The organism is Microvirga arvi, assembly GCF_016892765.1.
In the GTDB taxonomy this organism is placed as follows: Bacteria; Pseudomonadota; Alphaproteobacteria; order Rhizobiales; family Beijerinckiaceae; genus Microvirga; species Microvirga arvi.
Map to the genome: position 1 here is coordinate 1 of NZ_JAFEMD010000028.1, position 14,177 is coordinate 14,177.

At 63.0% G+C, this 14,177-nt stretch carries 14 protein-coding genes; 11 read left to right on the plus strand and 3 right to left on the minus strand.

Going from position 1 to position 14,177, the window contains the following annotated elements:
- The 4 genes from ILT44_RS17520 to ILT44_RS17535 all read left to right on the plus strand — a co-directional run.
- Positions 1-252, plus strand: a 252-nt coding sequence (locus tag ILT44_RS17520; protein ID WP_204240900.1) for an NAD(P)/FAD-dependent oxidoreductase, incomplete at its 5' end; no start/stop codon positions are given.
- Positions 253-353: 101 nt separating this feature from the next.
- Positions 354-1,100: an SDR family NAD(P)-dependent oxidoreductase gene (locus ILT44_RS17525; RefSeq protein WP_204240901.1), complete on the plus strand. Its 747-nt coding sequence runs from the start codon at positions 354-356 to the stop codon at positions 1,098-1,100.
- A 90-nt stretch (positions 1,101-1,190) separates the two neighbouring features.
- Positions 1,191-2,297: a spore photoproduct lyase family protein gene (locus tag ILT44_RS17530; RefSeq protein WP_204240902.1), complete on the plus strand. Its 1,107-nt coding sequence runs from the start codon at positions 1,191-1,193 to the stop codon at positions 2,295-2,297.
- 105 nt (positions 2,298-2,402) lie between these two features.
- Positions 2,403-2,600, plus strand: coding sequence for a hypothetical protein (locus tag ILT44_RS17535; RefSeq protein WP_204240903.1), 198 nt, complete (start codon positions 2,403-2,405; stop codon positions 2,598-2,600).
- Positions 2,601-2,635: 35 nt separating this feature from the next.
- Here the strand turns inward: ILT44_RS17535 and ILT44_RS17540 are convergent, their stop codons facing one another.
- Entirely contained in the window at positions 2,636-2,833 is a 198-nt protein-coding gene (locus ILT44_RS17540) for a hypothetical protein (protein WP_204240904.1), read from the minus strand.
- A gap of 229 nt (positions 2,834-3,062) precedes the next feature.
- Here ILT44_RS17540 and ILT44_RS17545 point away from each other — a divergent pair, with 229 nt between their 5' ends.
- Positions 3,063-3,737 carry a DUF2243 domain-containing protein gene (locus tag ILT44_RS17545; protein WP_204240905.1) on the plus strand — a complete coding sequence of 225 codons (675 nt, stop codon included), beginning with the start codon at positions 3,063-3,065 and terminating at the stop codon, positions 3,735-3,737.
- A 159-nt stretch (positions 3,738-3,896) separates the two neighbouring features.
- Here ILT44_RS17545 and ILT44_RS17550 read toward each other — a convergent pair whose 3' ends face one another.
- Complete coding sequence (locus ILT44_RS17550) at positions 3,897-4,271, minus strand: hypothetical protein (RefSeq protein ID WP_204240906.1); 375 nt, start codon at positions 4,269-4,271, stop codon at positions 3,897-3,899.
- Positions 4,272-4,306: 35 nt separating this feature from the next.
- Here ILT44_RS17550 and ILT44_RS17555 point away from each other — a divergent pair, with 35 nt between their 5' ends.
- Positions 4,307-6,466 (plus strand): prolyl oligopeptidase family serine peptidase, encoded by a 2,160-nt coding sequence (locus ILT44_RS17555; protein ID WP_255549752.1) that lies wholly within the window; start codon positions 4,307-4,309, stop codon positions 6,464-6,466.
- Positions 6,467-6,783: 317 nt separating this feature from the next.
- The gene (locus tag ILT44_RS17560) at positions 6,784-9,225 is read left to right on the plus strand and encodes a helicase-related protein (protein WP_204240908.1); all 2,442 of its coding nucleotides are present in this window, start codon (positions 6,784-6,786) and stop codon (positions 9,223-9,225) included.
- A 144-nt stretch (positions 9,226-9,369) separates the two neighbouring features.
- Here the strand turns inward: ILT44_RS17560 and ILT44_RS17565 are convergent, their stop codons facing one another.
- The gene (locus ILT44_RS17565) at positions 9,370-10,539 is read right to left on the minus strand and encodes a M20 aminoacylase family protein (RefSeq protein ID WP_239468337.1); all 1,170 of its coding nucleotides are present in this window, start codon (positions 10,537-10,539) and stop codon (positions 9,370-9,372) included.
- A gap of 99 nt (positions 10,540-10,638) precedes the next feature.
- Between ILT44_RS17565 and ILT44_RS17570 the strand changes: the two genes are divergently transcribed.
- The 4 genes from ILT44_RS17570 (at position 10,639) to ILT44_RS17585 (ending at position 14,172) form a co-directional block, all read left to right on the plus strand.
- Positions 10,639-11,325 carry a phosphoribosyltransferase gene (locus ILT44_RS17570; protein WP_204240910.1) on the plus strand — a complete coding sequence of 229 codons (687 nt, stop codon included), beginning with the start codon at positions 10,639-10,641 and terminating at the stop codon, positions 11,323-11,325.
- Positions 11,326-11,484: 159 nt separating this feature from the next.
- Positions 11,485-12,525: an ABC transporter substrate-binding protein gene (locus ILT44_RS17575; protein ID WP_204240911.1), complete on the plus strand. Its 1,041-nt coding sequence runs from the start codon at positions 11,485-11,487 to the stop codon at positions 12,523-12,525.
- 10 nt (positions 12,526-12,535) lie between these two features.
- Complete coding sequence (locus ILT44_RS17580) at positions 12,536-13,384, plus strand: ABC transporter permease (RefSeq protein ID WP_204240912.1); 849 nt, start codon at positions 12,536-12,538, stop codon at positions 13,382-13,384.
- On the plus strand, positions 13,381-14,172 hold the full coding sequence (locus ILT44_RS17585; RefSeq protein ID WP_307826547.1) for an ABC transporter permease: 792 nt from the start codon (positions 13,381-13,383) through the stop codon (positions 14,170-14,172). The genes ILT44_RS17580 and ILT44_RS17585 overlap by 4 nt, the downstream gene beginning before the upstream one ends.
- The last annotated feature ends 5 nt before the right edge of the window (positions 14,173-14,177 follow it).

Sequence of the window (14,177 nt, forward strand, 5' to 3'; positions counted from 1 at the left end):
CGACTGTCGCGTTTCCTGCCTCATCTCCAATCCGAGACGCCGGCAAAACGGTGGATGGGCTTCCGCCCCTCGATCCCGGATTCCCTGCCGGTCATCGGGCCAGCCGGAAAGGACCGGCGCGTGATCTATGCCTTCGGTCACGGGCATTTCGGTCTGACGCAATCCGCGATCACGGCGCGCATGGTGGCGGCGCTGATCGCGGGTGAGACCGGGCCTGTTGCTGTCGAACCCTTCTCTACGCAACGCTTCTGACCAGCCTCAAGTGCCTTTAAAACGCTGAAGCACGATGCGAAGCCTGTCATATTGGATGAAAGACCGCTCATAATGGGCGTCCACAAAGCGAGCCTTGATAGATGCCCTCGAACCTCCTCCCCGATCTTGAGCGCCCCTCGCGGGCTCTTGTTGTCGGGGCTTCCGGTGGCGTTGGGTCTGCTGTGACCAAACTGCTGGCACGGGAAGGCTTCGAGGCTGTCCATGCCCTTTCGCGCAAAGGGCAAGCTGACGAACAGCCCGGCGTCCATGCAGGCCCGATCGATATCGAGCATGAGTCCAGCATCGCCGCAGCTGCTGAGGCGGTTCGGGAGGGCGCGCCCCTGCGCCTTGTTCTTGTGGCAACCGGGCTGCTCCATGACGCGACCCTCCAGCCCGAGAAGACCTATCGCAGCCTCGATCCGGAATTCCTTGCCAGGAGCTTTCGCGTCAATGCGATCGGTCCCGCCCTGGTCGCCAAGCACATGCTCCCCCTGCTGCCGAAGCACGGGAGAAGCATCTTTGCGGTGATCTCGGCCCGTGTCGGCAGCATCGAGGACAACCGGCTCGGCGGCTGGTACGGCTACCGCGCGTCGAAGGCTGCGCTGAACCAGTTCGTGCGAAGCCTCGCCGTCGAGCTTCGCCGCCAGAAGCCTGAGGCCCTCTGTGTTGCTCTTCATCCTGGCACGGTCGATACGGCCTTGAGCCAGCCGTTCCAAGGCGGCGTCGAGAGCGAAAAACTGTTCACGTCAGCCTATGCAGCGGAGCGACTGCTCACTGTATTGAATGGCCTGACAGCTACAGATACGGGGCAGTTCTTTGCCTGGGATGGGCAGCGCATCCCGTTCTGAGTTCTCCCTTAAGCGGATCTGAACCTGTGGCAGATTGCCCCGAGAGGATCCTGCAATTTCCGGTCGGCGTTCTCCGCTGAAGGAGATGCCATGTTGAAAGCCTCCGAACCGATCCTGGACGAGACGAGGGAGCAGGCAACGCCGAGGCTGTGGCGGCCGAAACGGGTGCTCGTAACCCCGGCTGCTCTCGGATGGGATCACGGCCGCTCCATCCTGGAGCGAGCTGCCTCTCTCGGATCCGAGATCGTCGAGCTGAGGAGCAATCGTCTCACAGGTCTCGCCGATGACGATCCTCGTAAGAGCTATGTGAATGCCAAGACGACGCTTGCCGTTGTGGTGGCGCCTCCGGGCAAGCGCCGGCTGCAGCCGATCCCGCCGAGCGCGGATTGGCGGGTCGATCTGGCGGAGGGATGCCCGGCCCATTGCCAGTACTGCTACCTTGCAGGCTCGCTCGCCGGTCCTCCGGTCACGAGGGTCTACGCCAATCTTCCTGAAATCCTAGGCGGGTTGGCGGATTATGCCGGCAAGGGAGCCGTGACATCCCGCTCCGTAGACCGCATGCATGAGGGCACCACATTCGAGGCGTCCTGCTACACTGATCCATTGGGAATCGAACACCTCACCGGCTCGCTCTCGGCAATGATCGCCCATTTCGGGTCATGGCAGGCCCCCGTGCAGCTCCGCTTCACCACCAAGTTCGACGCGGTCCGGCCTCTGATCGGCATCGAGCACGGCGGACGGACGCGAATCCGTTTCTCGGTCAACGCGGCGTCCGCCGCCCGCTTCGAGGGTGGCACGGCTCCCGTTGCGGCGAGACTGAACGCCATGCGGATGGCAGCCCTTGCCGGCTACCGGATCGGCCTCACGATCGCACCGATCATGCCGGTCGAGGGCTGGCGTGAGGTTTACGGGCGGTTGCTCAAGGACGCCGCCGGCGCGCTTCGGGACGTGCCGAACCTCGACCTGTCGGTGGAGCTCATCACCCATCGGTTCACGCCAGGGTCCAAGACCGTCCTGAACGGGTGGTATCCGGGCTCGGACCTCGACATGGATGAGCAGACACGGGCCCGAAAGACAACCAAGTTCAATTCGGTCAAGTATGTGTACACTTCCGACGTCATGAGGGAGATGCGCGGCTTCTTCGAGAGCGCGATCAGAAGCGATCTTCCGTCCGCCCGGATCCTGTACTGGACCTGAAAGCGGTCATCTGAACGAAAAAGTCCGGCATTGATCGCCATCAAGGAAATACCGGAATGCCACGTCATGATGCGCGGGACGCTTGCGCCAAGAACGGAGGCCCTCATGCTCAGCTGGATCGTTCGTCTGTTGATGATTGCAGCCGGATTCATGACGAGCTGGTTCGTCGCCAAGGATGCGCCGATTTTCGGGATAGCTCAGGTGATGATGACCCTCATCCTGATCGCGCTGATCGTCGCCGTCGTGGCCTTCTGGCCGCAGCGCTGGACAATGGCTCTCAACCGCCTACACAAGCCCCGGTGAAAGAGACCGCGTAGCCTGGTCACATGGCTCTACCCCTAGTGCTGAACCTCGAGCGGCCAGGGGGCAAACAGGTTGGGACGCCTCCACAGCACGAAGTGGTCCTGCACGGCGAGCTTCAGGTCGGCGTCTTTCCCCACAAGGGCAATCTGCGCCTCGACGATCTTGAGCTCCCGCTCAAGCTTTGCCGCGCGACGTGCGTCGAATGTAAAGGATTTTCTTTTCCTGCTCTTCATCTAGCACCTCATGGTCCGAAGAACAGCCTTCGTTCTTCCTGCCGAGGAAGACGATGACCGACATTCGGATGGCCATGCTTGTGCCCCCTCGAAAATCGTTCGTTGTATTGTTGATTCGAATGGTACCGAAGCGCGCTTCGTCTCGTCTGTCAGGATCCCGACACAGGCGTGACATTCTTTAACTTCGATTAACCTTTGAAACCTCAGATCAGCACCGACGGTTGAGAGGATGAATCAGGTCTCCAACCCAGGGCGCATGGTGGCAATTACCGTATCGCGACGCTATCATCCATGGCCGGGCTATGTGCTCGGCTTTGCCCTCGGTGGCTTCTTCGACGGGATTCTGCTCCACCAGATCCTGCAACGGCATCACCTTCTCAGCGCGATCAACGGTGATGACATCCGTTTTCAGGTCGCCGCGGACGGATACTTTCACGCGCTGATGTATGTGATCGCCGTCGTCGGACTCTGGATGCTTTGGACAGCCCGGCACGATCCTGGCAGGCGCTCGGGCCGTCGGCTGGGTGCCGGAATCCTAATCGGCTTTGGAATCTGGCATATCGTCGACGCCGTCCTGTCCCATTGGACGCTCGGGCTTCACCGCATCCGGATGGACAGTGGCACCCCGCTTTTCTGGGATCTCTTATGGCTGGGTCTTTTCGGCGTCGTGCCAACAGTTCTCGGATGGAGCCTGAACGGTCCTAGGGATGACGGACGGCAGATCGTCTGCTCGTCCGGTCCGAACATTGACAGTTCTTCTGGTTCTCGGGGCGGGAGCTTTGGGAATCTGGCCTGTGAGAGGAAACGAATTCACCACGGTGCTGTTCGCCCCGGGTATCGGGCAGGACCAAATTTCCAGGTCGCTCGCATCGGTCGGTGCCCAGCTGGTCTGGACGGACGATAGCGGGGAGCTTGCGGTGGTCAGACTGGCTGATGGGCAGTCAGGCTGGAGCCTGTTCAGGCACGGCGCGATTCTGGTGACCGGAGGTGGACTCCCCGCAGGCTGTTTCAACAATTTGCGCACCTGATTGCTTTGTTCGCACCTGATTGCTTTGTTCGAATGTCAGCGCCTGCGCAGCCGCTCGATGGCATCCTTGTGCGCGGATGGATCGACATCGTATTCGGCGGCAAGACGCTCGATCTCGGCGCGCCGCTCCTCGAGGCTCAGCTTGGGGCTGAGGCTTGCAACAGCTGCCAGAAAGGAGGCGCCAGCAAAGACCGGATCGCGACGCCGCGCGGTCTGCTCGCGCTCCTTCTTCAACTCGGCCTGCCGTTCCTTGTAGGTCTCGAGGGGGCCGAGCGCCCGCAAGGCCCGGTTTCGCAGAGCCTGAGCCGGCACTCCGTGCTCCTCTGCGATCTCCGACAGGACCACCTCCGGATCTTCTCCCGTGAGCAGGGCTTCTGCGAGTTCTTCGAGAGCGGAAACGAATGGATCCATTGCGGCCCCTTTCCAAGTGCTTTCATCGTCAACGGATGGTGATCCGTTCGGTTCGTGCAAAGTGTTGCCGAAGGCCCGGGCTGACCAATAATCCCTGTCATCGACTCCCATCCGCCCGCCATCTCCCACCTGCACGGAATCCCCACGCCATGGCTGAACAGATTCAGGAGCGCCCCGACCCCTATCTCTGGCTGGAGGATGTGGAGGGCGAACAGGCGCTCGCCTGGGTGCGCGCCCATAACGAAGCCACCAAGGCCGTCCTGTGCGATGCAGCCTTCGAGGCCGACAAGCGGATACTTTACGAGATCTCGACCCGGCCGGACAATATCCCATTCATCACCCGGCGGCGGGGACAGCTCTACAATTTCTGGCAGGATGCGAGCCATGTCCGCGGCCTGTGGCGGCGCACCGGCATGGAGGATTACCGCAAGTCAGAGCCCACTTGGGAGACGGTGCTCGACATCGATGCGCTGGCAAGGGCCGAGGGAGAGGACTGGGTTTGGAAGGGCTGCGGCACGCTCCAGCCGGAGCAGCGCTACGGCCTCGTGAGCCTGTCCCGCGGCGGTGCCGACGCGGTGGTGATGCGGGAGTTCGATCTCGTCGAGAAGCGCTTCGTCGAGGATGGCTTCGCCTTGCCCGAGGCAAAGGGCGGCGCGGCTTGGCTCGACCGCGATACGGTTCTCGTCTCGACGACGCTCGGCGAGAATGCTGCGACCGCTTCAGGCTATCCGCGTACCGTGCGCCGCTGGCGGCGCGGCTCGGATATCATGGACGCCCCGTTGCTCTTCGAGGGCGAAGCCAGCGATATCTATATCTCGGCGTCCGTCGACCTGGAGCCCGGCTACGAGCGCACATTCTACCGGCGGCAGATAACCTTCGAGGAGGGGATAAGCTATCTCGCGCGGGAGGAGGGCGAGCCCTTGCTGATTGACCTGCCGCTCGATGCGCGCTTCGACATCGAAAAAGACTGGCTCGTCGTGAAGTTGAAAAGCGACTGGGCTTTGATGGGGTGCACTTACCCGGCCGATGCCCTGCTGGCGATCAGCTTTTTCCGCTTCCTTGAGGGAGATCGGCAGTTCGAGGTGCTGTTCGAGCCGGGACCGCGGCGCGTTCTCTCCGGATTCTGGTGGACGAAGTCCCGTCTGGTGCTCACGGTTCTCGACAATCTTGCCAGTCAGATCTGGCTGGGAACGCCGGGCTCGCCCTGGAGCCTGGAGCAGTTGGAGGGCTTGCCGGATATGGCCTCCGTCCATGCCATGTCGCTCGACGCGAGCCAGGTCGAGCGCACGGACGAGTTCCTGCTCACGATTTCGAGCTTCGTTGAGCCGACGAAGCTCGCGCTGGTGACGGAGGACAAGAGAGTCGAGGTGCTGAAGGAGGCGCCGGCTTCCTTCGACGCCTCGGGTCTGGAGGTGACACGGCATGAGGCCGTCTCCGTGGATGGAGAGCGAATTCCCTATTACCAGATCGGGCCGAAGGATCAGGGCAGTCCTCGTCCGACGGTGCTCTATGGTTATGGCGGTTTCTCGGTTACCATGACGCCCGGTTATCTCGGTGGCATCGGCAAAGCATGGTTGGAGCGCGGCAATGTCTGGGTTGTGGCCAATATCCGCGGCGGCGGTGAGTTCGGGGCGGCCTGGCACAAGGCGGGCATGCGCGAGGGCAAGCGCCTCTCCCACGACGACTTCGCGGCCATCGGCCGAGACCTCGTTGAACGCGGCGTGACGACCCCGGAGCAACTCGCAGCCTATGGCGGCTCGAACGGCGGCCTTCTGGTCGGCAACATGCTGACCCGCTATCCCGACCTCTTCGGAGCGATCTGGTGCACCGTGCCGCTCCTCGACATGCAGCGTTACACGCGCCTGCTGGCGGGTCCGAGCTGGGTGGCGGAATATGGCGATCCCGACAAGCCTGAGGACTGGGCCTACATGGCGGGTTTCTCCGCCTACCAGAACCTGGAGGAAGGGCGCAGCTATCCTCCCGTGCTGCTCGTGACGTCCCGACGGGATGACCGCGTCCATCCCGGCCATGCCCGCAAGATGGCGGCCAAGCTGGAAGCCATGAAGAAGCCGGTCTTCTTCTACGAGCCCGACGACGGGGGTCATGGAGCGGCGAACAAGGAGCAGGCGGCCTTCCTGTCCGCCTTGGGCTTGTCCTTCCTGAGGAGGACACTGGGCGGCAGGGCTGGTGCCTGACCCCTTTCCACTATTCTCTAGGGGATAAACCCATGAGAACGGGAGCTGCCCATAGCCGGCGTCTCTCTTGTTATTGCAGGCTGCCATGATCACATAAGAACAGAGGAAAGACGCGGCACCTCAAGATCTTAACCCTGCAACCACCCATCCGAGGATGGGGCGGGGCAGCGGCGTGCTTTATCGCCTTGAGGCGGTATTCGAAAACATCTGCAGCCTTCTGGAGTTTACTCCGGCACGCGGCTCAAGCTGCGGCGATAGGCTGTCCCATGAACGAGGCTGGAGCCGCACCTTGCGTGTTCCACCCCGCGGAAACCTGAATGTCCAAAAAATCGAAGAATCTCGTCAGCCTCAACCACCTGCCCGGAATCCTGCTCGCAAGTCAGGCGGAGTGTGAGCGCTGGATCGAGTCCGGACTGATCCCCGTGGCCGAGCGCCGAATCGTCCATAAGCGTGGGCGCAGCTTCGAAGCACCGATGTTCGATCCGGACGTCGTCTCACAGCTTGCTGCCGAGGTTCCGGCTTGGCGGGCGCAGAGCGGAGATGAGGCAAGCGACCCTCGCCCTCATGCCCGACGAGGCGCAGAGGACAGGCCTGCTGACCCGTTGCTCGACGATGCAGCGCACCGCCGCCGCCAGAACATCCTCGCGCCCGTCCGCAGGAATACCGGGCTCTATGTCGCCGAGGACATCCGGCGGATCGAGAGCGGCCGCTGGAAGCCGGAGCGCGTCTTCGCCGGCTACCGGGCAGTATTCAGTCGCCCCATGCAGGTCTTGCCCGATAGCGACCCAATCGAAATAGCCATCGAATTCGCCTTTGCAGAACCTCTGGAGGTCGCAGCCGTCGCGCTCGCGCCGTCGCGGGTCGAACGCGCGGAACTGACCGCAGCCTCCGAGGCTCTCGAGGCGAAGCTGGTGGAGTTGCGCGATGCCACGTTCGAGGCGTGCGAGCAGGAGCTGGCGAGCTGGCGCGACGAACTCGAGACCTATCTCGACGCCTTCGAGGACGCGGACGAGCGACAGGCGATCCTCAGCGGTATCCGGGCGGCATTGGAAAAGCTCGACCGAGTCCATGCTTCCGACAAGGGCGGACCCGCCGGCGCAGGCCGAAAGCTGCGCCATAAGCTCGACGATTACCGCTCCAAGGCGGCCTCCCGACGGCTCCGGCATCTACGCGAAGTGCAGATCCGCGAGGCCTCCGGCTATGAACGCTACGCGGCAATCTTCCCTGTCGCCCGTTCCCTGAACCGCCGGTTTCTGTTCCTGGCTGGACCGACCAACTCGGGCAAGACCTATGAAGCCCTGAAGCTCGCGCGCGAGGCCGAGGCGGCCGAGATTCTGTCGCCCCTGCGCCTCCTTGCGCTCGAGCACTTCGAGCGCATGAGCGAGGAGGGGCTTCCTGCCGGCATGGTGACCGGCGAGGAACGGGTCTTGCCGGAAGGCGCGACGCACATAGCCCGCACCATCGAGACCCTCGATCTCCATCGCGTGGTCGATGTCTGCGTCATCGACGAGGTGCAGATGCTGGGTGACCCGAACCGTGGCTGGGCCTGGACACAGGCCATGATCGGCGCGCCTGCGCGACTCGTGGTTCTCACCGGTGCGCCGGAAGCTATCCCGCTCGTGGAGCACCTGCTCGCCATGACCGGCGAGCCGCTCGAGGTGAAGATCCTCAAGCGCAAGGGCAGGCTGCGCGTCGAGGGTGTTCCGGCAAACCTCAGCAAGCTGATCCGTGGCGACGCTGTCGTGGCCTTCACGCGCCGGGATGTGCACGAACTGCGCGCGCGCTTGGTGCATGCCGGCCGCACGGTGGCCACCGTCTACGGTGCGCTGGGGCCAGAGGTCCGCAGGGCCGAGGCCGCGCGCTTCCGCAATGGCGAGGCCGAGATCCTGGTGGCAACGGACGCCATCGGCATGGGCCTGAATATCGGGCCGTTGCGCAGGGTCGTCTTCTCCACCCTTCGGAAGTTCGACGGCATGCGCGACCGCCAGCTCACCGCCATGGAGATCAAGCAGATCGCCGGCCGGGCAGGGCGCTTCGGACACCATGACGAGGGTCTCGTGACAGCCCTGCAGCAGGCGGGAGCCTACGCACAGGTCGAGTCGGTTATCGGGAATGCTTTGACGGGCGATGCCGGCAAGCTACGGGGCAAGGCCTATGTTCGTCCGAACCAGGAGACCGTGTTGTCTGCGAGCGAGGTGCTGCAGACCGACCGCCTAGGCCGCGTGCTCCGGCACCTGAACGATACGCTGGTTGCCGGCCATCCGGATCTGCGCATGGCCGATATGGAGGAGATGATCGATCTGGCCACGCTCCTCGACACGGTGGACATGCCGATTCTCGATCGCCTGTCCTACTCCATGGCGCCGGTCGATGGACGCGAGCAGTTGGCTGTCGAACTTCTGATCGACTGGGCTCGCCAGCATGCTCGCGACGGACGGGTTCAAGCACCGGATTTCGGTGTCAACACGGACCTCCTGAAGCTGGAAGCCCGGGTGAAGATCGCGACGAGCTGGCTCTGGCTCGCCCAGCGTTACCCGGACGTTTTTGAGGATGTGGAAGCCGTGGTCGAATTGCGGGCGAGCCTGAATGCGAAGATTGAGGAAAAGCTCGTTGCGACCTCCGTTTCGCATCGCCGCAAGCCTGACGAGAAATCGCGGCGTGATCGAAGCGGAAAGGCCGAACGGCAGAAAAAGAATCGCCGCAATCGGGTCAAGGCCGATATTGGTGATGCTGAGCCCTATCGCTTGAGACAACGTTAAGCCTAAGGCTTCGATGAACGAAGTTTGGATGTCATGGTCGGGCTTGTCCCGGCCATCTCGATGATGTGAGGCGCAGCGCCTTTCGGATCGGGATTACCGGCACAAGGCCGGTGATGACGACAGAAAGTGAACCGCCCGCCAGCCTCAGGCCGCAAGCTCCTGCTCGACGAGCGCCACCCAAAAGGCAACGCCTGTTGGAATGGCCTTGTCATTGAAGTCGTAGGCTGCGTTGTGGTGAAGCGCTCCGTCAACCGCAGGGCCGTTTCCGAGCCACACATAAGCGCCGGGCGCAGCCTCACTGAGGAAGGCGAAATCATCACCGGCCGTCGAGGGCTCAAAATTCGTCACGACCTTCGAGCCGCAGACGGCCTGCGCCGCCTTCAATGCGCGGGCCGTCGCGTCGGGATGATTGATCACGGGCGGGATGCGCCGGCGGAATTCATAGACCACATCTATGTCGAACATCGCAGCGACGCCCCTGGCGAGGCGCCCGATCTCTGCTTCGAGCTGGTCGCGCACCTCGGCGGAATAGGCTCGGGCTGTGCCGCCGATCTCAACCACATCCGGAATGACGTTTAGTGCCCGCGGGTCGCCCGCCTGCACCGAGCAGGCGCTCACCACCGCAGGCTGCAGCGGGTTGACTACGCGTCCGACAATGGTCTGCAGGGCCGAGAGGAAGTGGCCGCTCGCCGTGATCGGATCCTTGCCGAGATGCGGCTTGGCACCGTGGGTGCCGACGCCCTTGAAGGTCACGAACCAGCTGTCGGACGAGGCAAGCTGCGGACCTGCGGTGACGGCCATTTCGTCGACGGCCAATCCCGGCATGTTGTGGAGCCCATATACCGCATCGCATGGGAAAAGATCGAACAGTCCGTCCTCGACCATCTTCTTGGCGCCACCCCGACCTTCCTCCGCCGGCTGGAAGATGAAATGCACCGTGCCGGAGAAATTGCGTGTTTTGGCGAGGTGGCGGGCAGCCCCGAGCAGCAGGGTCGTATGCCCGTCGTGGCCACAGGCATGCATCTTGCCGGGAAATCGCGACGTGTAGGGCCGCTTCGCCTGCTCCGGCATCGCCAGAGCATCCATGTCGGCACGGAGGCCGATGGTACGCTTGCCGTTGCCGACCCGCAGGGTACCGACCACACCCGTCTTGCCCAGGCCCCGATGAACCCGAAGGCCCGCTTCCTCCAGCAGGTTGGCGACGATCTCGCTCGTGCGCTCCTCCTCGAAGCCCAGTTCCGGATATGCATGCAGATCCTGGCGAAGGCTTCGCAGGAATGGTAGGTCGGCCTGGATGAGATCCTGAAGGAGCATCATGCTGTCGTCCTGGGTATCCCGTTTGGGCATGTTCGATAGCGCGGCGATGGTCAGGCTACAATCACCGTTCTCGCAGCCGATGGACAAGGACAAGCGATGCAACCTCATGACTTCTGGCAGGAGATTCATCCTCCCTTGACCTTCGAGCGTCAGCCGACAGATGGGCACCGCGGTTTTTATCCGGCGGAGTTCGAGGACGGGCGGCAGCTGCGCCTTCCCATCCGTGAGCTGGCGGATGGGGAGCATGCCCTGGCCTCCCTCATCATCAACCAGGCCGGCTTCGCCGTCGAGGAGGCTCTTTGCTCCAGCCTGGCTGAAAAGGTCCGCGCTTTCGAGCCGGAGGTGGTGGTCGGGCTTCCGACGCTGGGGCTCACCCTAGCGAGCGGTACGGCGAAGAAACTTGGGCTGAGCCGCTACGTTCCGCTCGGGACCTCCCGCAAGTTCTGGTACACGGAGGACCTTTCGGTGCCGATGACCTCCATCACCAGCCCGGAGCAGCTCAAGCGCCTCTATCTCGACCCGCGCATGCTGCCCGTGATCGAGAACAGGCGTGTTCTGCTCGTGGACGATGTCATCAGCAGCGGACGATCGATTGCCGCAGCGCTGGACCTCCTTTCCTCATGCGGGGTCAGACCTGTCGCCATCGGCGCGGCGATGCTGCAGACGGATGCGTGGCGGGAGAAGCTCGCGGCCATCGATCTCGCGTGGCCGGATCGCGTCGTCGGCGTGCTTCGGACCCCACGCCTGGAGCGGACAGAAACCGGCGGGTGGGCAGCTGAATAGCCCCTTTTCGATTTGCGAGCATTTTGGGCAGAATGGCTGTAACGTGGGCAGCCACCTCAAGAAGCGGGGCTTTCCCGAGGCCACGGTTGTGTTAATGCCTGTGCTCTGGGGCGGGTGTCCCTTTCGGTGGTGAAACCTTGGAACGTAGGAGACCTTAAGATGGTAGGGCGTTGGCAAAAACCAATTGCGAGCATGGCCTTTGTTCTGGCGGCGCTGTCTGCAGCCCCGGCCATGGCTCAGAACAAGACGCTCACGATCTCCTGGTGGGGCTTCAACGGCGACAAGCTCGAAGAAATCGTCCTCAAGCCGTTCCGCGCCCAATGCGGCTGCGAGCTGGTCTTCGAGACCGGCAACAACGCCGACCGCCTGAACAAGATCAAGATCCGCGGCGGCAGCGGCGTCGACGTGGTCTATCTGACCGACAGTTACTCTCAGCTCGGCATCCAGGAGGGCCTGTTCCAGCCCGTCGACCGCTCCAAGCTCCCCAACCTCAACGGAATCTATGAGCTGGCCCGCGCCCCGCAGGGCCAATTCGGGCCGGCCTACACCATCGGCCGTGTCGGCATCATCTATGACAGCGCCAAGGTCAGCGCTCCGATCACCTCCTGGAACGACCTGTGGCGTGAAGACCTCAAGCGCCGCGTCTCGCTGCCCGGCATCACCACCACCGCCGGCCCGATGACGGTTCTGGTTGCCGCCAGCAAGGCGGGCGTCGATCCGTACAAGGACGAAAAGGCCGCCTTCAAGGCCCTTGAGCAGCTGAAGCCCAACGTGGTGAAGAACTACAACACCGGCTCCGAGCTCGTGAATCTGTTCTCCACCGGCGAGGTCTCCGTCGCCATGGCACAGGACTTCACCCTGGCCCAGATCCAGGCGGCCGTGCCGACGGTGCGCTGGGCGGAGCTGAAGGAGGGCGACTATGCGACCCTCAACACGGTGAACGTCGCCAAGGGCGCCGCAAACCCGGAACTCGCGCATCAGTTCATCAACTTCATCCTCGATCCCAAGATCCAGCAGACCCTGGCCGAGCGGGGCGTGGACGCGCCCGTTGCCACCGCGGTGCAGCTGAAGCCCGAGGAGGCTGCCCGCTGGACCTATGGGCCCAAGATGATCTCGTCGCTCAAGCGGCTCGACTATGAGAAGCTCAATGCGGCCAAGAACGATTGGCTCGATGCCTGGAGCGAGGTCTTCGGGAAGTAATCCAGCCACCATGACCTCAAGACGCTTCTGGCGCCGGAACGGCGCAACCGGGTGGGCGCTCTCTGCGCCCGCCACGCTCGCCGTCATCGGCTTCCTGCTCGTGCCGATCGGGGCCGTGATCGCCGGCACCTTCATGGACCCGCGCGGGGTCTTTGCCCCTTACGTCTCCTATTTCAACAGCGGCTTCCGTACGACCGTCCTGTTCAGGACGCTCCAGATTGCGGCGCTGACAACCATCATATCGCTGATCTTCGGCTTCATGACCGCCTATGTGGTGTCGCGTGCGCCAGGAAAGCTCAAGAGCCTGCTCATCGTGGCGGCCGTGTTCCCGCTGCTCACGGGCGTCGTGGTACGCGCCTTTGCCTGGCTCATTATCCTTGGCCGCAACGGCATTCTCAACCAGACCCTGCTCTCGCTCGGCATCGTCAACGAGCCGCTCGAGATGCTCTACACCCAAGGGGCGGTCATCATCGGCATGGTCTATCTGTTCGTGCCGCTCATGGTTCTCTCCCTGGTCGGCGTGCTGGAGAACATCCCCAAGGATGTGCTGCAGGCTTCCTCCTCGCTCGGCGCATCCCCGATGGCGACGTTCTGGCAGGTGCTGCTCCCCTTGGCTGTGCCCGGCCTGATTGTCGGCGCCGTGCTGGTCTTCACCGGCAGCTTCACAGCCTATGCCACCCCGCAGCTGCTCGGCGGCGAGCGCCAGACCGTGCTCGCGACCCTGCTTCAGCAGCGCGCCATGGTATCCTTCGACTGGGTCGGAGCCTCGACGATCGCGGCCATCATGACGGTGATCACCATCACCATCGTTCTCGCGATGACCCACGTCGCTCGCCGCATCAATCCCATGGCCACGTGATGTCCGACAGACCTCATCCCATCCTCATCGCCGTTGCGGCGCTGGTCTATCTCTTCCTGATGCTGCCGCTCGTCATCGTGGTCGGCGCGGCGCTGAGCGACACGACCTACCTGACCTTCCCGCCGCAGGGGCTGTCCCTGCGCTGGTTCGAGAACATCTTCGCGATCAGTGCATTCCGCCGGACCATAGTCACGAGCCTGCAGATCGCCTTCACGGGAACTCTGCTCGCACTCCTGATCGGCATTCCGGCGGCCTATGCCCTGAACCGCTTCCGGGTCGAGCTGCCGAAATGGCTCGGGACGCTGTTCGTCCTGCCGATCCTCGTCCCTGAGATCGTCTTCGGCTTCGCGCTGCTGAAGTCGCTGACGGTTGGCACGGGAGTACCGATCTTCGCGGCTCTCCTCATCGGTCATACGCTTCTCGTGCTGCCTTATGTGGTTCGTGTGATCAGCGCGAGCCTGGCCTCGTTCGACTTTTCCATCGAGGAGGCGGCGATCAGCTTAGGGAGCGCGCCTGTGAAGACCTTCTTCACCATCGTGCTGCCGAACGTGAGGGCAGGGGTGATCGCGGCCTTCATCCTCGCCTTCATCACCTCGCTCAACGACGTGTCGGTGTCGCTCTTCCTGACCGGGCCGGGGATCAGCACCCTGCCGATCCAGATTCTCGCCCATGTGGAGCAATTCTTCGACCCCACCGTCGCGTCCGTCTCCGTGCTCCTGATGTTTCTCACCGTGGCCGTCATGGTCGTGGTGGAGCGAACTCTCGGCCTTACCTTTCTTGCGAAGTAGCTTTT